Origin of the sequence: Janthinobacterium sp. PSRC1-1, assembly GCF_049897525.1 — a bacterium.
In the GTDB taxonomy this organism is placed as follows: domain Bacteria; phylum Pseudomonadota; class Gammaproteobacteria; order Burkholderiales; family Burkholderiaceae_D; genus Janthinobacterium; species Janthinobacterium tructae.
The window spans coordinates 1-18,649 of the sequence record NZ_JAFCWK010000006.1 but is presented as its reverse complement, the minus strand read 5'-3'; the positions used below and the strand labels follow the sequence as shown (position 1 = coordinate 18,649).

Here is an 18,649-nt window from a genome sequence, read left to right as displayed (position 1 = left end):
GGGATGCACCATGGTCGGGGAATAAGATTTTGTCGTCAAGCAATACTGACTCTCAATTACCCAGAAACAACAATTGATACCATATATAAATCAAGTCTCGCCGCGCAGCTTGCGCAAGGCCGGCGATTCACCGCCCGTGGCCTCGATACGGAAGCGGGCAAACGCCTGCTCCAGTGCGGGGTAGCGGCGCAAGCCGCCTTCCGTAAAATAACGCCCGCCGGGGATATCGCCCCATGGCAGGGGCGCGCTCAAGGCGCCGCTGCCAGCCAGGGCCAGCAGCGGCTCGACCGCGCTGCGCAAGTCGGCCACCTCCCCGTCGGCGAGCGCCAGGCGCGCCAGCAACTGTTCCAGTTCGGCGGCGCAGGCTTGCAAACGCTGTTGATCCATCATCTCTCCTCAGTTCCTGATCGTGCCGATCAGCACGGGCGCCGACCACAGGCTGCGGTTCGGCAGCAGATATTGTTGCGCCCCACCACGCCGTCGCACCAGCCCGCCCAGCTCTTCCGTCGGCGCCACCTGGCTGACGAACACGTTCACCGTGCCCTTGGGCATGATCTGGTACACATCATACAGCGGCGCCTCGCTCTTCAAGGGCAAGCCGAAACAGTCGGCCAGGCTGGCGCACTGGCCAGATGCCAGCTGCAATTGCGCGCTGGTGGTGAAATACGGCGAATACGGCGACACATTCTGGCCATGCGGCACGATTTTTACCAATGCAGCCGACATGGCTTGCAGGTCCGGCAAGGTGCTGCCGGAAGCGAGCTGCTCGACCGCGCGCGCATAAATCGTCTCGGCCGGGGCGGCCGGGTCGGCGGCGCGCAGTTCGCGCAGAAACTGCTGTCCTGGTCCGCTATCGAGATAGGAGTCGATAGCTTGCCGCGGCAAGCCCGCCGTCTTGAAAGTGCTGAGGTCATTGATTTCGCGTGCATGCACGGCGCGCAAGGCGTCGATATCCTGCGCCGGCATCGCCGTGGACGCGCCGGCAATGGGAATCGGCAGCGGCACCGGCGTCGGTGCGCGGTCCAACTGGGCCCGGACGCCGGGCGCGACGGCAAGTAGAAAGGCGGCGGCCAGCCCGCAGAATGTGCGCATGCTGCATCTCCTTGGAAGACTCGTTCAGGGGAAGATCCCCTCCAGAATCTACAAGGCGTACAACTGGCCAATGCGAGCTGGATCAAGGCCGATGCGCAAAGCGCCATCTACCTTGATCCAGCACAAACGCGGCGCAAAAAAAACCGCCAGGGCTTGCGCGCTGGCGGTTGTTGAGCATGCGGCCTAGGCCGCAGTCAGTCTGACTTAAGCGGCTGGCGCTTCGTTGCCTTCAGCAGCTTTCATCGACAGTTTCAAACGACCGCGGTCGTCCGTTTCCAGAACCTTGACGCGGACCAGCTGGCCTTCTTTCAGGTAGTCGGCCACGGCGTTGACGCGCTCGTTGGCGATCTGCGAGATGTGCAGCAAGCCGTCTTTGCCTGGCATGACTTGCACGATGGCGCCGAAGTCCAGCAGTTTCAGCACGGTGCCTTCATAGGTCTTGCCCACTTCGACGGAGGCGGTCAGTTCTTCGATGCGGCGCTTGGCTTCCTGGCCGGCAGCGGCGTCGACCGAAGCGATGGTGACCACGCCTTCGTCGCTAATGTCGATCTGGGTGCCCGTCTCTTCGGTCAGCGCGCGAATCACGGCGCCGCCCTTGCCGATCACGTCACGGATTTTTTCCGGGTTGATCTTGATGGTGATCAGACGCGGTGCGAAATCGGACAGTTCGGTTTTGACGTGCGGCATGGCTTTTTGCATTTCGCCCAGGATGTGCTCGCGGCCTTCCTTGGCTTGCGCCAGCGCCACTTGCATGATTTCCTTGGTGATGCCCATGATCTTGATGTCCATCTGCAGCGCCGTGATACCGTTGCGGGTACCGGCTACCTTGAAGTCCATGTCGCCCAGGTGATCTTCGTCGCCCAGGATGTCGGACAGCACGGCAAACTTGCCGCCTTCCTTGATCAGGCCCATGGCGATACCGGCCACGTGTTCTTTCATCGGCACGCCGGCGTCCATCAGTGCCAGGCAGCCGCCGCACACCGATGCCATCGACGAGGAACCGTTCGATTCCGTGATTTCCGAGACCAGACGCACCGAGTAGCTGAACTCTTCAGCTGCTGGCAGGGCGGCGATCAGCGCGCGCTTGGCCAGGCGGCCGTGGCCGATTTCGCGGCGTTTCGGCGTACCGACACGGCCCGTTTCGCCGGTGGCGAACGGAGGCATGTTGTAATGCAGCATGAACGAATCGGTGAACTCGCCCATCAGCGCATCGATCTTCTGGCTGTCGCGGGCGGTGCCCAGGGTAGCGACGACCAGCGCCTGCGTTTCGCCGCGCGTGAACAGGGCCGAACCGTGGGTGCGTGGCAGCACGCTGGTGCGGATCGAGATCGGACGCACGGTGCGCGTGTCGCGGCCGTCGATGCGTGGCTCGCCGTCCAGGATTTGCGTACGCACGATTTTCGCTTCGATGTCGAACAGGATGTTGTTCACTTCGGCGCTGTCGATGGACGCGCCACCGTTGGCGGCCGCTTCAGCCGACAGGTCGGCGATCACTTCCGACGTCGCCGCTTTCAGCTTGGCCGTACGCTCTTGCTTGTCCTTGGTTTGATACGCGTCATTGATCTTGGCGTTGGCGAAATGCGCGACGCGGGCGATCAGTGCTTCGTTTTTCGGCGCAGGCGCCCATTCCACTTCCGGCTTGCCACCGTCGCGCACCAGGTCGTGAATGGCGTCGATGACGACTTTCATCTGGTCGTGGCCGAAGACCACGGCGCCCAGCATGATTTCTTCGGACAGCTGTTTCGCTTCCGATTCGACCATCAGCACGGCCGTTTCGGTACCGGCGACCACCAGGTCCATTTCCGACGTTTTCAGTTGCTGGACGGTCGGGTTCAGGATGTACTGGCCATTCGCGTAACCGACGCGCGCAGCGCCGATCGGGCCACTGAAAGGCACGCCCGAGACGCACAGGGCAGCCGAGGCGCCGATCATGGCGGCGATGTCCGGATCGATTTCAGGGTTGACCGACAACACGTGAATGATGACTTGCACTTCATTCAGGTAGCCTTCCGGGAACAGCGGACGGATAGGACGGTCGATCAAACGGGATGTCAGTGTTTCTTTTTCGGAAGGACGGCCTTCGCGCTTGAAAAAACCGCCCGGGATTTTACCGGCAGCATAGGTTTTTTCGACATAATCTACCGTCAAAGGGAAGAAATCCTGGCCTGGCTTGGCATCTTTGCGTGCCACCACCGTTGCCAGAACGACGGTATCTTCGATCGACACCAGCACTGCGCCGGATGCCTGACGTGCGATTTCGCCGGTTTCCAGGGTCACTTGATGTTGACCGTACTGGAAGGTTTTCGTAACTTTGTTAAACATGGGGTATCCCTTTTCTAATTGCCGACAGATTTTCAGGGGCTGTCGTTCACCTCACCACAGGCGGTGGAAAAACCGTTGCCGCCTTTACTACTTTACTTTTAAAGCATGATATCGGTAAGAGAATACGTTACTTACCGACATAAATCCGGAATTCAAATGACAAAATGCCCGCGTCAGCGAACTGGCGCAGGCATTTCTGTATAAACCTTGTACGGCAAAAATTACTTGCGCAGACCAAGTTTAGCGATCAGGTCGCGATAACGGGTAGCGTCTTTCGACTTCAGGTACGACAACAGGCTCTTACGACGGTTGACCATCATGATCAGGCCGCGGCGGGAGTGGTGATCTTTCGAGTGGGCTTTGAAGTGGCCGTTCAGTTCGTTGATGCGAGCTGTCAGCAGTGCAACTTGCACTTCAGGGGAGCCGGTGTCGTTTTGACCACGTGCGTTGTCCGCGATAATAGCGGCTTTGTTGATGTTTTCTACTGTCATGATAAACCTTTCACATGCGGTGCACAGAGTCTGAACCCTATCCACCGTGAACTACGATGATTGAAATACTGGCCTATGCTGCCAACCAGACGCGCAAGTATATCGGAAAAAAGCCCGTCTGTATCCTGCCGTGCGCTCTTTTCTCGGCGCATGATAGGATTTCCCCGCATTTCAGGAGGATAACCATGAAAAAACTGCTCAAATTAGCAACGCCTGTGCTGCTGGCCGGGCTGGCCGGCTGCGCCAGCTGGAACGTCCCGCCGCCGCAAGCGGGCGAGCCGCGCGCCGCCGTGGAAGCGCGCCTGGGCCGGCCGACGAATATCTATCAATTGCCCACCGGCCCGGAACTGGAATACGCCACGGGGCCGTACGGCCAGTACACGTACATGGCCCGCTTCGGCCCCGACGACAAGCTCATTTCCTACGAGCAAGTGCTCGACACGCCGGGCTTTGCCCGCATCAAGGTGGGCGTGTCGACCCAGCAAGACGTGCTGCACACGCTGGGCCGCCCGACGGAAACATCGTACCTGTCTCTGCCGAAACTGCACGTCTGGTCCTACCGCTACAAGGAATCGGGCGTGTGGGATTCCATGATGCACGTGCACTTCGACCACGACGGCATCGTGCGCATGATGATGAACGGCCCCGATCCGGCCAAGGAAGAGCGACGATTTTTCTGGTAGTTAGCGCCCCTTCACGGCTGGGGATCGATACGCTCGTCTTTAGCATGCAGCTTGTTCAAGGCTGACAAATACGCCTTGGCCGACGCGACGATGATGTCCGGGTCGGCGCCCACGCCATTGACGATGCGCCCGTCGCGCGACAATCGCATCGTCACTTCGCCCTGCGACTGCGTGCCCGTGCTGATGGCATTGACGGAGAACAAGACCAGCTCCGCGCCGCTGGCGGCCGCGCTTTCGATGGCGTTGACGGTGGCGTCAACGGGACCGTCGCCCTGCCCTTCGCAGCTGAGTTGCTTGCCGCCGACGAGAAACTCCACGCGCGCGTGCGGCACCGCGCCCGTCGTCGACTGCTGCGTCAGGGAAATGAAACGGTAGTGCTCACTCTCCTGCGCCTGCTGTTCCTCGCTGACGAGGGCCATGATGTCTTCGTCGAAAATCTCGGATTTCCGGTCCGCCAGCTCCTTGAAGCGGAGAAAAGCCGCGTTGACTTCCGCCTCCGATTCCAGCGCGATACCCAGCTCGTGCAGCCGCTGCTTGAAGGCGTTGCGGCCCGACAGTTTACCGAGGACGATCTTGTTGGCGGTCCAGCCCACGTCTTCGGCGCGCATGATTTCATACGTCTCGCGCGCCTTTAAAATGCCGTCCTGGTGGATGCCGGAGGCGTGCGCAAAGGCGTTCGCACCGACCACCGCCTTGTTCGGTTGCACGGCAAAGCCCGTGATTTGCGACACCATTTTGGAGGCCGCCACGATTTGCGTCGTGTCGATGCCGACCGTCAAGTTGTAATAGGCGGCGCGCGTGCGCAGCGCCATCACCACCTCTTCCAGCGCCGTGTTGCCGGCCCGCTCGCCGAGGCCATTGACGGTACACTCGATCTGCCGCGCGCCGCCGATCATGACGCCGGCCAGCGAATTGGCCACGGCCAGGCCCAGGTCGTTATGACAATGCACGGACCAGATGGCTTTATCGGAGTTCGGGATGCGTTCGCGCAAGCGCTTGATGGTATTGCCGAAGATCTCAGGCACGGCATAGCCCACCGTGTCGGGGAAATTGATGGTGGTGGCGCCCTCGGCGATCACGGCTTCGAGCACGCGGCACAGAAAATCTTCGTCGGAGCGGCTGCCGTCTTCGGGGCTGAATTCGATATCGTCCGTGAACTGGCGCGCGTAGCGCACGGCGTTTTGCGCCTGTGTCAGCACTTGCTCGGGCGTCATGCGCAGTTTCATCTGCATGTGCAGGGGCGAGGTGGCGATGAAAGTGTGGATGCGCTTGCGCTCGGCAGGCGCCAGCGCTTCGGCGGCGCGCGCGATGTCGCGGTCATTGGCGCGCGACAGCGAGCAGATGGTGGACTCGCGTACGGCGCCGGCAATCGCCCGTATCGACTCGAAGTCGCCCTGCGAGGCGGCGGCGAAGCCCGCCTCGATCACGTCGACCTTCATGCGTTCGAGCTGCTTTGCGATGCGCAGCTTTTCCTCGCGCGTCATGGAGGCGCCCGGCGATTGCTCGCCGTCGCGCAAGGTGGTATCAAAAATGATGAGTCGGTTGCTGGTGTTCATGGCTGCTCCTGGCTGGCTGAAGACTGGCGACGCTACCGACTCAGCGCATTAATGCTCGGGGTCGGTCTGGATGATGCTGACGGGCTTGCCCTTCGCCATGCGCCAGAAAAACACGGCGTAGCCGGACAGGCCATAGGCGACGAAAATCGGGAACAGCACTTTCGGCGGGTCGATGGAAATGAGCGCGAAGAACAATGCCAGCAGGAATACCACGATGAAGGGCACGGACTTGCGGAAATTCACATCTTTAAAACTGTAGAACGGCACGTTCGTGACCATGGTCAGGCCCGAGAACAGGGCGATGGTCCACGAGACCCAGGCCAGCTGGTTGCCGGCAAATTCCAGGTCGTTCATCAGCAGGATGAAACCGGCGACCATGGCCGCCGCCGCCGGGCTGGGCAAGCCCTGGAAGAAGCGCTTGTCGACCACGGCGATGTTCGTGTTGAAACGGGCCAAGCGCAAGGCGGCGCCGGCGCAATACACGAACGCGGCCAGCCAGCCCAGCTTGCCCATGCCGCGCAGCGACCATTCATAGATCACCAGCGCCGGCGCGGCGCCGAACGACACCATGTCGGACAGGCTGTCGTACTGGGCGCCGAATTCGCTCTGCGTATTCGTCAGGCGCGCGATGCGGCCATCGAGGCCGTCGAGGATCATGGCGATGAAGATGGCCCAGGCCGCGTGTTCGAATTTCTGGTTCATGGCCATGACGATGGCGTAGAAGCCGCAAAACAGGGCTGCCGTCGTGAAGGCGTTCGGCAACAGATAGATGCCGCGGCGGCGCAGGGTTTTCTTGCCAGTGCCATCGCTCACCGGCTGGCGCACGAATTTGCTGAAGCGGGACGCTTTGGAGACTGCGGGATTGCCGTTCTTGCCTCTACGACGGGGGAAGTTTGCCATGTTGTTCCATATCTTGTGTGCTGCGGGGGATTCGGTGCCAGATGGCAGGCGCATTCGTCTCGCGGCATGCGCCTGCCGATGTTGCCATTATAGAGGAGCTGCCGCCAAAGAAAAGCACGGCGGCGTCAAGCTGGCAATATTGACGCCGATTCAAGCTTTATTTGAAGCGGATCTTCGCCACCAGGCCCATGTTCAGGGTCGTTTCGCCTGCCTCAAAACTCGGTTCGGCCACCTGGTTGCCGCCATAGCCCATGGCATCGGCGCTCATGGCGCGTGCACCTGCCATGTTAGGGCGCTGCGCATAGTTGCCCGAACCTTCGAAATCGATGGTGTCGATCACGGCCTCATTGACATTGCGGCCCATGGCGCCGGCGATGGCGGCCACGCGCTCATTGAGGTTCTGGTAGGCGGCGGCGATGCGCTGGTCGTCGAGCTTGCGGATGGTGGCGGGCGCCAGGCCGAAGTTCAAACGGTTCAGGGTCAGCACGCCTTGCGCTGCGGAAACTGTCTTCGGCAAGGCGGCCAGGTTCGTCGTCGTCACCTGCAGGTATTGACCCACGCGCCAGCCGGTCGGCACGCGCGGTTTGGCGGCGACACCCGGCGGCAGCGGCGCCGTTTCCGGGTACACGGCGTACGTGTAGTAGCCCTGGGTCTTGAGTACGGCTTGCGGATCGGCTTTCTTGACGATGGCCGCGCCCTGGTTCATCTTCTGGTTGACGCGCGAAGCGGCGGCGGCCTTGTCCTTGTCCTGCTCTTCGACGGCCAGGGTGACGGTCACCTGGTCGTTCGCATGCACGACCTCACCGTTCGCGGGCACCACCACGAGGGTGCCGGAGGTGGGCAAGGTTTGCGCCTGTGCGGACAGGGCAACGGTAGCGACGGCCGCAGCCAGCATCGATTTCATGACGGTCATGGTGTTCTCCTGGAAAATAATGGGGCAAAAACGATCATGGGGCCAACAGCCCCATGATCGTTTTAAAACATGCTAGTGCGGAAATAGTTCCACGCTAGCGTTACTTGAACTTGACCTTGCCGACGACACGCATGTCGAGCGTGGTTTCGCCCGGCTCGAAGCTCGGTTCGGCCACGGTGCTGTCTTCGGCCATCTTGGCGCTGCGCATCATCATCGGCGCGGCGGCAGCACGGCTTTCGTTGGCGTAGTTGCCCGAACCTTCGAAGTCGACCGTATCGAGCACGGCGTCAGACACATTGCGGCCCATGGCCTTGGCGATGGCGGCCACGCGCTCATTGAGGTTCTTGTACGTGGCGGCGATGCGCTGGTCATCGAGCAGGCGGATGGTTTCCGGCTTCAGGCCGAAATTCAGGCCATTCAGGGTCAGCACGCCTTGCGCCGCCGATACGGTTTTTGGCAAGGACGCCAGGTTGGCCGTCGTCACTTCCAGGTACTGGCCGACTCTCCAGGCCGTCGGCAAACGTGGCTTGGCCACGGCGCCGGCCGGCAATGGGCGCTCTTCCGGATACACGGGATAGGTGTAGTAGCCGTACGATTTCAGCGCTGCCGATGGGTCAGCCTGCTTGACGATGGCGATGCCCTTGTTCATCTTCTGGTTGACTCGCGACGCGGCGGCAGCCTTGTCCTTGTCCTGTTCTTCGATGGCCAGGGTAGCGACCACCTGGTCATTGACATGCTTGACTTCGCCAAATGCGGGGACGACCACCAGGGTGCCGGAGGTTGGCAAGGTTTGCGCTTGTGCGCTCAGGGCAATAGTGGCTGCGGCGGCAACAAGGACGGATTTCATCACGGTCATGGGGGGTACTCCTAGCTAGTTAATGTGGCTGACAGCCCGCGAAAGGGACGCTTTTGCCATCCCTTTCGCCTGAGAAACTTGTCAAACTGTGTAGATTCTAACGCCTCATTCATTCCTGTGGCGCAAATTAACAAATCGTCACAAAATGCGCCTGCCAGTCACATCTGCTCACATTTCAACACACCGCCACACAAAATAACAGTGTTTTTAGTGACCCAGCACCGCGCCGCCGCTGCGCCGGCCCGGCTTGAAACTGTGGCGGTGCGCGCGCCAGGCGATGGTCAATGCCACCAGCAGCAAGGCCAGCATGGCCCACGGGAACGATGCCGCGCCATAGCCGTCGAGCAGCATGCCGCCCGCCAGGCCGCCGCCCGCGATGGCCACGTTCCAGATGGTCGCCACCATCGCCTGCGCCACGTCCATGCCATCGCCGGCCGCGTCCGCCGACGCCGTCTGCAGCAAGGTGCCGGCGCCGCCGAAGGTGATGCCCCAGATGGCCATGCTGACATAGATGACGATGGGGGAGTCCATCGCCAGCCCCAGCACCACCACCACGAGGGCAAAGGCGGCGATGCAGCCCAGCACGAGCGGGCGCAGCCAGCGGTCGATCAGTTGGCTGACCAGCCAGATACCGGCCAGCGAACCCACGCCATACACGAGCAGCACCAGGTCGACGCGGGGGCGCAAGCCGGACGGCGCCAGGAACGGCGCGATATAGGTATACAAAATGTTATGCGCCAGCATCCAGGCGACGATCACAAACAGAATCGGCCGCACGCCCGGCGTCACGAACACCTGGCGGATCGACAGCCGTTCGCCACGCTTTTGCCCCGGATAATCGGGCACGACCAGCAACACCCACGCGACCAGCACCACGGCCAGGCCGGACATGATGCCAAAGATGCTGCGCCAGCCCAGCACGCCACCCATCAGGGTACCCAGCGGCACGCCCAGCGACAAGGCCAGCGGCGTGCCGATCATGGCAATGGCCATCGCCCTGCCCTGCTGCTCGGGACGCACCATGCGGCGCGCATAGCCTGCCATCAAACCCCAGGCCAGCCCGGCGGCCATGCCCGTGACGAAGCGCGCGGCCAGGGCGACCATATAGTTGGGCGCCAGGGCCGTCGCCGTATTGAAGATCAGAAAACCGATGATGGCCAGCAGCAAGACATTGCGCCGGCGCCAGGTGCTGGTGAGCGCCGTCAGGGGAATCGCGGTCAGGATGGAACCGATGGCGTACACGGTCACCAGCTGGCCCGTCATGACTTCGGAAATGCCGAGGCCCTGGGCGATCTGCGGCAGCAAGCCGGCCGGCAAGGTTTCCGACAGGAGGGCAAGAAACGCCGTCATGGCCAGGGCCAGCAAGGCCAGGATGGGAATGGAAGAGTCAACAGCAGCCTGCGAGGGCGCCGTGGCGGTGATACGGTCAGTCATGGGGGGTCCTTCTTCTTGCGCAGGCGGCTAAAAAACTAGCGCCTGGCGTGCGACAAAAGCGGTGATGCGCGTTGCGGTCGGCAGATACCGAAACAGATGCAGTCCATAGGAAACTGCAAAGGAAGGGCGGGATTATATAGGAGACGGGCGAAAAACGTGCGTGCTCAAACAACCGTGCTCAGGCTGGCGTCATGCAGGCATCATTGGCCGCCTTGCGTGGCGAAAACCAGGCATTCGATTTCGGACTGTACAGCAAGGCGCAGATGACGGCGAACGTGAGCGCGCCAGGCAAGACGTGCATCTTGACCGGCAAGGTCGCCAGGCAGAACGCAATGTCGATCACGCCCCACACCAGATACACGGTGCGTGCGCCACGCTGCCGTTGCAGCATGGCCAGCGCCGCCACCAGAGTAATGCCCTGACTGAAGAGCAAAATCGCGTATTGCGCCTCGGCGGGAATCACGCCGTCCCCCATGGCGGCCAGCATCGCGGGATCGTTGCGACCGAGGTAAGCCGACACCAGCGCTGACAGCGAACCGATGACCAGAAACCAGCAGCTGATGGCAACCAGGACGGGGCGTTTGACCAGATGAAGATTGCCGACAAAAACTTTAGAAAAAACAAGCATGGTGCTCACGGTATGGTTGAATGGCCCTGATTGTAATAAAAAAAGCCGGCTTGCGCCGGCTTCTTGTGAAGAACTACAACCGCTTAGTTTTTCGACTGGTCAACCATCTTGTTCTTGGCGATCCAAGGCATCATGGCGCGCAGTTTGGCGCCCACTTCTTCGATCGGGTGCTCGGACGTCAGGCGACGGCGCGAGATCAGGGTCGGTGCGCCTGCCTTGTTTTCCAGGATGAAGCTCTTCGCGTATTCGCCCGTTTGAATGTCTTTCAGGCATTGACGCATCGCATCCTTGGTGGCCGAGGTCACAACCTTAGGACCGGTCACGTATTCGCCGTATTCGGCGTTGTTCGAGATCGAGTAGTTCATGTTGGCGATGCCGCCTTCATAGATCAGATCGACGATCAGTTTCAGTTCGTGCAAGCACTCGAAATACGCCATTTCAGGCGCGTAACCGGCTTCCGTCAGGGTTTCGAAACCGGCCTTGATCAGTTCCACGGCGCCGCCGCACAGCACGGCTTGCTCGCCGAACAAGTCCGTTTCGGTTTCTTCACGGAAATTCGTTTCGATGATACCGGCACGGCCGCCGCCGTTGGCCGACGCGTACGACAGGGCGATATCGCGGGCGATGCCCGATTTGTCCTGGTACACGGCGATCAGGTGGGGCACGCCGCCACCCTGGGTGTAGGTGGCGCGCACGGTGTGGCCCGGGGCTTTCGGCGCGACCATGATCACGTCCAGGTCGGCGCGCGGCACAACTTGGCCATAATGCACGTTGAAGCCGTGGGCGAAGGCCAGCACGGCGCCTTGCTTGGCGAACGGGGCGATGTTTTCGTTGTAGACCTGGGCGATGTTTTCATCTGGCAGCAAGATCATGATGACGTCGGCCGCTTTCACGGCGTCGTTGACTTCCGCCACTTTCAGGCCGGCTTGCTCGACCTTGGTCCACGACGCGCCGCCCTTGCGCAGGCCGACGGTGACGTTGACGCCCGAATCGTTCAGGTTTTGTGCGTGCGCGTGGCCTTGCGAACCGTAGCCGATGATGGCAACGTTTTTGCCTTTGATCAAGGAGAGGTCAGCGTCTTTGTCGTAAAAAACTTTCATGGTATTTCCTATAATTTGATGATGCGTTGTTGTTTTAAATGCGGCCCGTGGGCCGCGTAGAGCTGCTTATATTCTTATACTTTGAGGATGCGTTCGCCGCGGCCGATGCCGGAACCACCCGTGCGAACGGTTTCCAGGATGGCGGCGCGGTCGATCGAATCGATGAACGCGTCGAGCTTGACCTTGTTGCCGGTCAGTTCGATCGTGTACGTCTTTTCGGTGACATCGATGATGCGGCCACGGAAGATGTCGGCGGTGCGCTTCATTTCCTCGCGCTCCTTGCCCACGGCACGGACCTTGATCAGCATCAACTCGCGTTCGATATGCTGGCCTTCGGTCAGGTCCACCACCTTCACCACTTCAATCAGACGGTTGAGGTGCTTGGTGATCTGCTCGATGATGTCGTCCGAGCCGCTGGTGACGATGGTCATGCGCGACAGGGTCGAGTCTTCCGTCGGCGCCACGGTCAAGGTTTCGATGTTGTAGCCGCGTGCCGAGAACAGGCCCACCACGCGCGACAGGGCACCCGCTTCGTTTTCCAGCAAGACAGAAATAATATGGCGCATGATTAGAGATCCTCCGAACCGAGCATCATTTCGGACAGGCCTTTGCCGGCTTTCACCATGGGCCACACGTTTTCGGACTGGTCGGTAATGAAATTCATGAATACCAGCCTGTCTTTCATGGCAAACGCCTCTTTCAGGGCGCCGTCGACGTCACCCGGTTTTTCAATTTTCATGCCCACGTGGCCGTAGGCTTCAGCCAGCCTTTCGAAGTCGGGCAGCGAATCCATGTACGACTCGGAATAGCGCGAACCGTAATCGATTTCCTGCCACTGGCGCACCATGCCGAGGAAACGGTTGTTGAGCATGATGATCTTCGGCGTCAGGTGGTACTGCTTGCACGTGGCCAGTTCCTGGATGCACATCTGGATCGAGCCTTCGCCGGTGATGCAGGCGACGGTGGCGTCCGGATTGGCCATCTGCACGCCCATGGCGTACGGCAAGCCGACCCCCATGGTGCCCAGGCCGCCGGAATTGATCCAGCGGCGCGGCTTGTCGAAGCCATAATATTGCGCGGCCCACATCTGGTGCTGGCCCACGTCGGAGGTGATGAAAGCGTCGCCCTTGGTGATCTGGAAGACTTTTTCCACCACCGATTGCGGCTTGATGACCAGGTCGGAAGTCGGGTATTTCAGGCATTCGCGGCCACGCCATTCGGCGATCTGCTTCCACCAGTTACTCAGCGCATTGACGTTCGGCTTGGCTTCGGCCGCGTCGAGTTGCGCGAGGAACTCGATCAGCACGTCCTTGACGTTGCCGACGATGGGAATATCGACCTTGACGCGCTTGGAAATCGACGAGGGATCGATGTCCACGTGGATGATCTTGCGCGGATGCGAGGCGAAATGTTTCGGGTTGCCGATCACGCGGTCATCGAAACGGGCGCCGATGGCGATCAGCACGTCGCAATTCTGCATCGCCATGTTCGCTTCGTAGGTGCCGTGCATGCCGGGCATGCCGACATACTGCTCGCTCGAGGCGCGGTAGCCGCCCAGGCCCATCAAGGTGTTGGTGCACGGGAAACCCAGGCGGTCGACCAGCTTGTTCAGCTCGGGAGCCGCATTCGCCAGGATCACGCCGCCGCCCGTGTAGATCATCGGGCGTTCGGCTTGCAGCAACAGCTGCACGGCCTTGCGGATCTGGCCCGAGTGGCCCTTGTCGACGGGACGGTAGGAACGCATCTCGACTTCCTTCGGATAGTCGAAATGGCATTTGTGCATGCTGATATCCTTGGGGATATCGACCAGCACGGGTCCCGGACGGCCGGTACGGGCGATGAAGAAGGCTTTCTTGATCGTCGCTGCCAGGTCCTTGACGTCCTTGACGAGGAAGTTGTGCTTGACCACGGGGCGGGTGATGCCGACCGTGTCGCATTCTTGGAACGCATCCTGTCCGATGGCGTGGCTCGGCACCTGGCCGGAGATCACCACCATGGGAATCGAGTCCATGTACGCGGTCGACAGGCCAGTGACGGCATTCGTGACGCCCGGACCGGACGTGACGATGGCGACACCGACTTTGTTCGAGCTGCGCGAATAGGCATCGGCGGCGTGGATCGCGGCCTGCTCGTGGCGTACCAGGATATGCTGGAATTTGTTTTGCTGGAAGATGGCGTCGTAGATGTAGAGTACGGCTCCGCCCGGGTATCCAAAGACGTGCTCGACGCCCTCTTCAGCCAGACAGCGCACGACAATTTCTGCGCCGGTGATAGGTCCTGCTGCTGCTTCGGTATTCATGAAACATTCCTTTCAAGGTCCATTGGAGATTGATCGGATGTTCTTTCCTGACGAAGTTCGCTGTGCGCGACAGTGCTCCTGCTTCCCTTTTCATGCGGTCACGCCATTTCTTTGGGCACCCATAGATACCTTACAAAACAACGCTTAACGCAACTCGTTTGGCCGGAGTTTCTGTGGCGCCTGTACGAACCGCTCGCGCTTGTGGCACGGGTTAGAACAAACTGCCTACAAATGAAAGCGCGTCTTGCCGCGGATGGCCTTGTGTGCCGGTCGCGACCTGACCATAGGGCTTTGGGGTGTTCAAAGCGTCCCATACGTTATCGCGTTGCACCATTATGGTCAAGGAAAATGTCAGCCTCGCTGCATTTTTGCTCGCACCACGTGCAAAAACCCTGCGGAAACGCACATTTTTTGCTAGCATGCACGGGGTTGCAAAAAGCATACCCGCCCCCATTTCGCCCACCGCACCCGCAGCCCGCTAAGATCTCCATACCGCATGGCAACAGACAAAGAATTATCCGACTTTCTAGAAAATGTCGAGCGGCGCGCTTTCAAGCAGGCCGCGTACGCGGTCCGCAAGGAAGAATCGGCACTCGACATCGTGCAGGATGCCATGATCAAGCTGGCCGAGAAGTACGGCGACAAGCCGGCCGCCGAGCTGCCGATGCTGTTCCAGCGCATCTTGCAAAACACCATCCTTGATTATTTCCGCCGAGAAAAAGTTCGCAACACCTGGGTCAGCCTGTTTTCCGGCATGAAGCCCTCGGGCGACGAGCATGAAGATTTTGATATACTTGACACGTATGAATCGGAACAGGGCAGCAGCGCCGCCGAATCGTCGGCCGACCAGGTCGAACGCGCGCAAATGCTTGATTTGATTGATGCAGAGGTACAAAAACTGCCGTCACGTCAACGCGAAGCCTTCCTCATGCGTTACTGGCAGGACATGGATGTGGCTGAAACAGCGGAAGCGATGGGTTGCTCCGAAGGTAGCGTGAAAACACATTGCTCTAGAGCTACCCACACGCTCGCCGAATCGCTGAAAGCCAAGGGAATAAAATTATGAACACCGACGATCTCAATTTCGCTTACAAAGTGCGCCATGCACTGAACGAAAAACTCGACGACCTGCCCGCATCGGCCACCGATCGCCTGGCAGCGGCACGCAAGCTGGCCCTGTCGCGCAAGAAGGCGGACGCGCCCGCCGCGGTTGCCGTGCGCAAGGACGTGTTCGCCGGCATCGCCAGCAGCCTGTTTGTCGAGCCGCTGTCGTGGTTGGGCCGCATGAGCGTGATCATTCCGCTGCTGCTGCTGGTCGGCGGCCTGGTGGGCATCTATCAGTTTGAGCAGGAACAACATATTGCCGAACTGGCAGAAATCGACGCCGCCGTGCTGTCGGACGAATTGCCGCTCTCGGCCTATATGGACCATGGCTTCAACGCCTACCTGACGAAACGCGAGCAATAAGCATGGCACGCTTGAGCGTACGCAAAGCCTGGCTGGCTGGCGGCATCGGTCTGGGCGCCTGCGCCCTGGCTGGCGCCGCCTGGGTAGGCGCGCAACAACATGCCGCGCCCGCCGCCCCTGCCGTGGCGGCAGCGTCCGTGGTGGCGCCGGCCCCGGCCGTCAAGCCAGGCTCTCCGCGCACGGCCGGCAAGGGCGGCACGCCGCCCAAGGCCAGCGACAACCCTTCCTGGAACAAGCTGTCGCACGCGCAGCAGCAAGCCCTGCAGCCGCTGGCGGGCGAATGGAACAAGCTCGAACCGCTGCGCAAGCAGAAATGGCTCGATATCGCCAGCCGCTTTGCGTCCATGTCGCCCGACGAACAAAACCGCGTGCATGAACGCATGCGCGAATGGATCAAGCTGACGCCGGAACAGCGCCGCCTGGTGCGCGAAAACTATACGCGCACGAAGAAGATTGATCCTGGTCAAAAAACCGCGCAGTGGGAGCAGTACCAGCAATTGCCGGAAGATCAAAAGAAAAAGCTGGCGACGGAACTGGTGCCGAAAAAACCGCTGGAGAAAGTGCCTGCAATCAATTCGACCACGAGCAAGCCGCCCGTGATCGTGCCACCGGCCATGCCGGCCGCCCCTGCCGTGGCCGCGCCCGTCCTGCCGCCCGCTCCCGCAGCGACCGCCGTGCCGGCCAGCGACCCCGCCGCGGCCCCCGCCACCGTGCCCGTCACGCCACCTGCCACGCCCGCCCCACTGACTACCAATGCCAAATAGCACCAATAGCACGCCTGCCGCCAGCATCACTTCCCATCCCACGATCAAGCGCCGCCTGATTTCCATGGTGTACGAGTCGCTGCTGGCCCTGGCCGTGCTGTTCTTGCCCTTCCTGCTGTTTGAACTGGCCGTGCAAGGCGCGCATACGCCGTTGACGGAACACATGCGCCAGTGCCTGGCCTTCCTCATCATGGGCGCTTACTTCATCCATCAATGGAGCCGCGAAGGGCAAACCCTGGCCATGAAGACGTGGCGCCTGAAAGTCGTTCTGCCCGGCCACGCCCACGTGCCGCTGCGCGTGGCCGCCTGCCGCTACATCCTTTCATGGATGTGGCTGCTGCCGGCCCTGCTGGTGTCGTATGCATTCGATTTGCAGCACTGGACTGCCCTGGGCGCCATCGGCGTGGGCATTCTGGCCTGGTCGGCCACGGCCCTGTTCACGGGCAATGGACAATTCCTGCACGACAAGCTGGCGGGCACGCAGATCGTGCAATTGCCCGCCCCCGTGAAGAAGTCGAAGAAAGTCGCCGCCTGAGTTTTGACGCGGCTTGACCTGGGTCATTGAAGCGCCGCGGGGGCTCTGCGATCATGGCATGCCATGAATAATACCGCCCCCCTCCCCCACACACGCTTCGCGCCCTACCGCGAGGAAGTCTGCAGCGAAGACGACGTCAAGCACCTCGTCCACACCTTTTATGCGGCCGCGCGCGATGACGCCATGCTGGGCCCCATCTTTGCCGCCGAGGTCAAGGATTGGGATGCCCACCTGGCAACACTGGTCGACTTCTGGTCAGGCTTGCTGCGCGGCACCATGCGCTACCACGGCAAACCGCTGGCCCAGCACGCGCAAATGGAACACCTGACGCCGTGCATGTTCCGCCGCTGGCTGACCCTGTTTTTCGCCACGACCGAGAGCATGGGCAATGTGGCCCTGCAAGAGAAGGCCGACACCATCGCTCTGAATATTGCCGAACGGCTATGGAAAAGCTTTGCAGAAAGCCACGCGAGCAAATGCAGTCCGCAAGAAACAGCCAGCCTCACGACGCCTGAGAAAACCGTAGCGAGCGGAAGCTAGTTGTGGCTAAGAAGCGCAACTGTACTCTAGTACAGTGAGCATCGCAGGCCGCAAATAGCGACGCGCAGTAGGTTTGCTCAGGCGTTCCTAGAATCGTTCGTAACCTTGCAGATAGCGCCACTGACCTGACGGCATGGCGCCCATCGGGATGCGCCCGATGCGCAAGCGCTTCATGGCGACCACGTCCAGCCCCACCATCTTGCACATGTGAGCGATCTGGCCCGGCTGCACGTTTTTCAGGGCGAAGCGCAAACGCGTCTCGTTCTGCCAGCTGACCTTGATCGGCGGCAAAGGCTTGCCATTGAAGGGCAAGCCGTGATTGAGCAGCGCCAGGCCGTTTTCCATGATGTCGCCCGACACTTCCACGATGAATTCCTGCTCCACCGTTTTCGCTTCGTCGACCAGCTTGCGGGCCACGCGGAAATCCTGCGTGAATACCAGCAGGCCGGACGCCATGGTATCGAGCGGATTGGTGATGGTCAGGCCGATCAGGTGGCGCTTGAGGAAGCGCGTGACGGAGCTGGGTAGCACGTTTTCCGGCGTGAAGATCTCTTCGGGACGCAGGCAGCTCAATGCGGGCTTGCCTTCCGCGCCGACACCGCCGTTGACGCCGGCCGGCTTGTGCAGCAGGATCGTCACGGGCGGCATTTCTTCCAGGGTGGCGTTCGGCAGCAGCACCACCGCCTGATTGTCGGCCACGCGCGCGCCCGACTCTTCCACCAGCACGCCATCGACCGTGACCCACCCGCCCTCGATATACAGCTCGGCCTCGCGGCGCGAACAGGGCACGTCTTCGGACAGGCGCTTGGCCAGGCGGACGGTGGGCATTTCAATTGGTGTGGTCATGGGGAGGCGCAAAAAGCAAGAGGAGGAGAAAGCCGGTATTGTAACCGACCCGCTCCTCCCCTCTTGTTGAGTGCGCTAGTGGTTGTCGGATTACGCGCTTGCGCGCTAATCCGACCTTGTATTATTCCCTTCATGCCGTTCGCGATATTGCGAACGGTATCGACCGCTGTCAAAATCTTGGTAGGCATATCAAGACCGGGTAACTGGATGCCGTATCCGCCCT

21 protein-coding genes are annotated in these 18,649 nt (G+C 60.7%); 6 read left to right on the top strand and 15 right to left on the bottom strand.

The genetic code is table 11. From position 1 onward, the window contains the following. Positions 1-90 precede the first annotated feature (90 nt). The 4 genes from ACP7DW_RS14385 to rpsO all read right to left on the bottom strand — a co-directional run bounded on the left by ACP7DW_RS14385 (position 91) and on the right by rpsO (position 3,905). Complete coding sequence (locus ACP7DW_RS14385; RefSeq protein WP_426085159.1) at positions 91-387, bottom strand: hypothetical protein; 297 nt, start codon at positions 385-387, stop codon at positions 91-93. Between the two features lie 9 nt (positions 388-396). Continuing rightward, positions 397-1,092, bottom strand: coding sequence for a hypothetical protein (locus ACP7DW_RS14380; protein ID WP_426055490.1), 696 nt, complete (start codon positions 1,090-1,092; stop codon positions 397-399). A gap of 204 nt (positions 1,093-1,296) precedes the next feature. Beyond that, positions 1,297-3,414: a polyribonucleotide nucleotidyltransferase gene (pnp, locus tag ACP7DW_RS14375; RefSeq protein WP_071076349.1), complete on the bottom strand. Its 2,118-nt coding sequence runs from the start codon at positions 3,412-3,414 to the stop codon at positions 1,297-1,299. Between the two features lie 221 nt (positions 3,415-3,635). Further along, on the bottom strand, positions 3,636-3,905 hold the full coding sequence (gene rpsO / locus ACP7DW_RS14370) for a 30S ribosomal protein S15 (protein ID WP_071076969.1): 270 nt from the start codon (positions 3,903-3,905) through the stop codon (positions 3,636-3,638). 185 nt (positions 3,906-4,090) lie between these two features. Here rpsO and bamE point away from each other — a divergent pair, with 185 nt between their 5' ends. Continuing rightward, a complete protein-coding gene (bamE, locus tag ACP7DW_RS14365) occupies positions 4,091-4,588 on the top strand; it encodes an outer membrane protein assembly factor BamE domain-containing protein (protein ID WP_426055491.1) in 498 nt (165 codons plus the stop codon). Between the two features lie 11 nt (positions 4,589-4,599). Here the strand turns inward: bamE and ACP7DW_RS14360 are convergent, their stop codons facing one another. The 9 genes from ACP7DW_RS14360 to ACP7DW_RS14320 all read right to left on the bottom strand — a co-directional run bounded on the left by ACP7DW_RS14360 (position 4,600) and on the right by ACP7DW_RS14320 (position 14,274). After that, positions 4,600-6,144 (bottom strand): 2-isopropylmalate synthase, encoded by a 1,545-nt coding sequence (locus ACP7DW_RS14360; RefSeq protein ID WP_426055492.1) that lies wholly within the window; start codon positions 6,142-6,144, stop codon positions 4,600-4,602. Positions 6,145-6,192: 48 nt separating this feature from the next. Beyond that, on the bottom strand, positions 6,193-7,044 hold the full coding sequence (gene pssA, locus ACP7DW_RS14355) for a CDP-diacylglycerol--serine O-phosphatidyltransferase (RefSeq protein WP_426055493.1): 852 nt from the start codon (positions 7,042-7,044) through the stop codon (positions 6,193-6,195). 157 nt (positions 7,045-7,201) lie between these two features. Further along, on the bottom strand, positions 7,202-7,957 hold the full coding sequence (locus tag ACP7DW_RS14350; RefSeq protein WP_426055494.1) for an SIMPL domain-containing protein: 756 nt from the start codon (positions 7,955-7,957) through the stop codon (positions 7,202-7,204). A 100-nt stretch (positions 7,958-8,057) separates the two neighbouring features. Further along, complete coding sequence (locus tag ACP7DW_RS14345) at positions 8,058-8,813, bottom strand: SIMPL domain-containing protein (protein ID WP_426055495.1); 756 nt, start codon at positions 8,811-8,813, stop codon at positions 8,058-8,060. Between the two features lie 207 nt (positions 8,814-9,020). Beyond that, positions 9,021-10,247 carry an MFS transporter gene (locus ACP7DW_RS14340; protein WP_426055496.1) on the bottom strand — a complete coding sequence of 409 codons (1,227 nt, stop codon included), beginning with the start codon at positions 10,245-10,247 and terminating at the stop codon, positions 9,021-9,023. A gap of 178 nt (positions 10,248-10,425) precedes the next feature. Further along, on the bottom strand, positions 10,426-10,875 hold the full coding sequence (locus tag ACP7DW_RS14335) for a hypothetical protein (RefSeq protein ID WP_426055497.1): 450 nt from the start codon (positions 10,873-10,875) through the stop codon (positions 10,426-10,428). 83 nt (positions 10,876-10,958) lie between these two features. After that, positions 10,959-11,975, bottom strand: a complete 1,017-nt coding sequence (ilvC, locus tag ACP7DW_RS14330) for a ketol-acid reductoisomerase (RefSeq protein ID WP_096236700.1) — start codon at positions 11,973-11,975, stop codon at positions 10,959-10,961. A gap of 74 nt (positions 11,976-12,049) precedes the next feature. Next, the gene (gene ilvN / locus ACP7DW_RS14325; protein WP_010399754.1) at positions 12,050-12,541 is read right to left on the bottom strand and encodes an acetolactate synthase small subunit; all 492 of its coding nucleotides are present in this window, start codon (positions 12,539-12,541) and stop codon (positions 12,050-12,052) included. Between the two features lie 2 nt (positions 12,542-12,543). Further along, a complete protein-coding gene (locus ACP7DW_RS14320; RefSeq protein ID WP_099763013.1) occupies positions 12,544-14,274 on the bottom strand; it encodes an acetolactate synthase 3 catalytic subunit in 1,731 nt (576 codons plus the stop codon). 496 nt (positions 14,275-14,770) lie between these two features. On the opposite strand from ACP7DW_RS14320, the gene ACP7DW_RS14315 reads away from it, so the two are divergent. The 5 genes from ACP7DW_RS14315 (at position 14,771) to ACP7DW_RS14295 (ending at position 17,580) form a co-directional block, all read left to right on the top strand. Then, positions 14,771-15,340, top strand: a complete 570-nt coding sequence (locus ACP7DW_RS14315; RefSeq protein ID WP_034750048.1) for an RNA polymerase sigma factor — start codon at positions 14,771-14,773, stop codon at positions 15,338-15,340. Continuing rightward, positions 15,337-15,741, top strand: a complete 405-nt coding sequence (locus ACP7DW_RS14310) for a DUF3619 family protein (RefSeq protein WP_035820561.1) — start codon at positions 15,337-15,339, stop codon at positions 15,739-15,741. The genes ACP7DW_RS14315 and ACP7DW_RS14310 overlap by 4 nt, the downstream gene beginning before the upstream one ends. 2 nt (positions 15,742-15,743) lie before the next feature. After that, positions 15,744-16,505 (top strand): DUF3106 domain-containing protein, encoded by a 762-nt coding sequence (locus tag ACP7DW_RS14305; protein ID WP_426055498.1) that lies wholly within the window; start codon positions 15,744-15,746, stop codon positions 16,503-16,505. Further along, positions 16,495-17,040, top strand: a complete 546-nt coding sequence (locus ACP7DW_RS14300) for an RDD family protein (protein WP_426055499.1) — start codon at positions 16,495-16,497, stop codon at positions 17,038-17,040. Before ACP7DW_RS14305 ends, ACP7DW_RS14300 begins: the two co-directional genes overlap by 11 nt. 63 nt (positions 17,041-17,103) lie before the next feature. Beyond that, positions 17,104-17,580, top strand: a complete 477-nt coding sequence (locus ACP7DW_RS14295; RefSeq protein ID WP_426055500.1) for a group III truncated hemoglobin — start codon at positions 17,104-17,106, stop codon at positions 17,578-17,580. Positions 17,581-17,667: 87 nt separating this feature from the next. Here ACP7DW_RS14295 and ACP7DW_RS14290 read toward each other — a convergent pair whose 3' ends face one another. Both ACP7DW_RS14290 and ACP7DW_RS14285 read right to left on the bottom strand, forming a co-directional pair. Next, entirely contained in the window at positions 17,668-18,426 is a 759-nt protein-coding gene (locus ACP7DW_RS14290) for an rRNA pseudouridine synthase (protein WP_426055501.1), read from the bottom strand. Continuing rightward, on the bottom strand, positions 18,423-18,649 hold a 227-nt coding region (locus ACP7DW_RS14285), incomplete at its 5' end, for a hypothetical protein (RefSeq protein ID WP_426055502.1). The genes ACP7DW_RS14285 and ACP7DW_RS14290, both read right to left, overlap by 4 nt.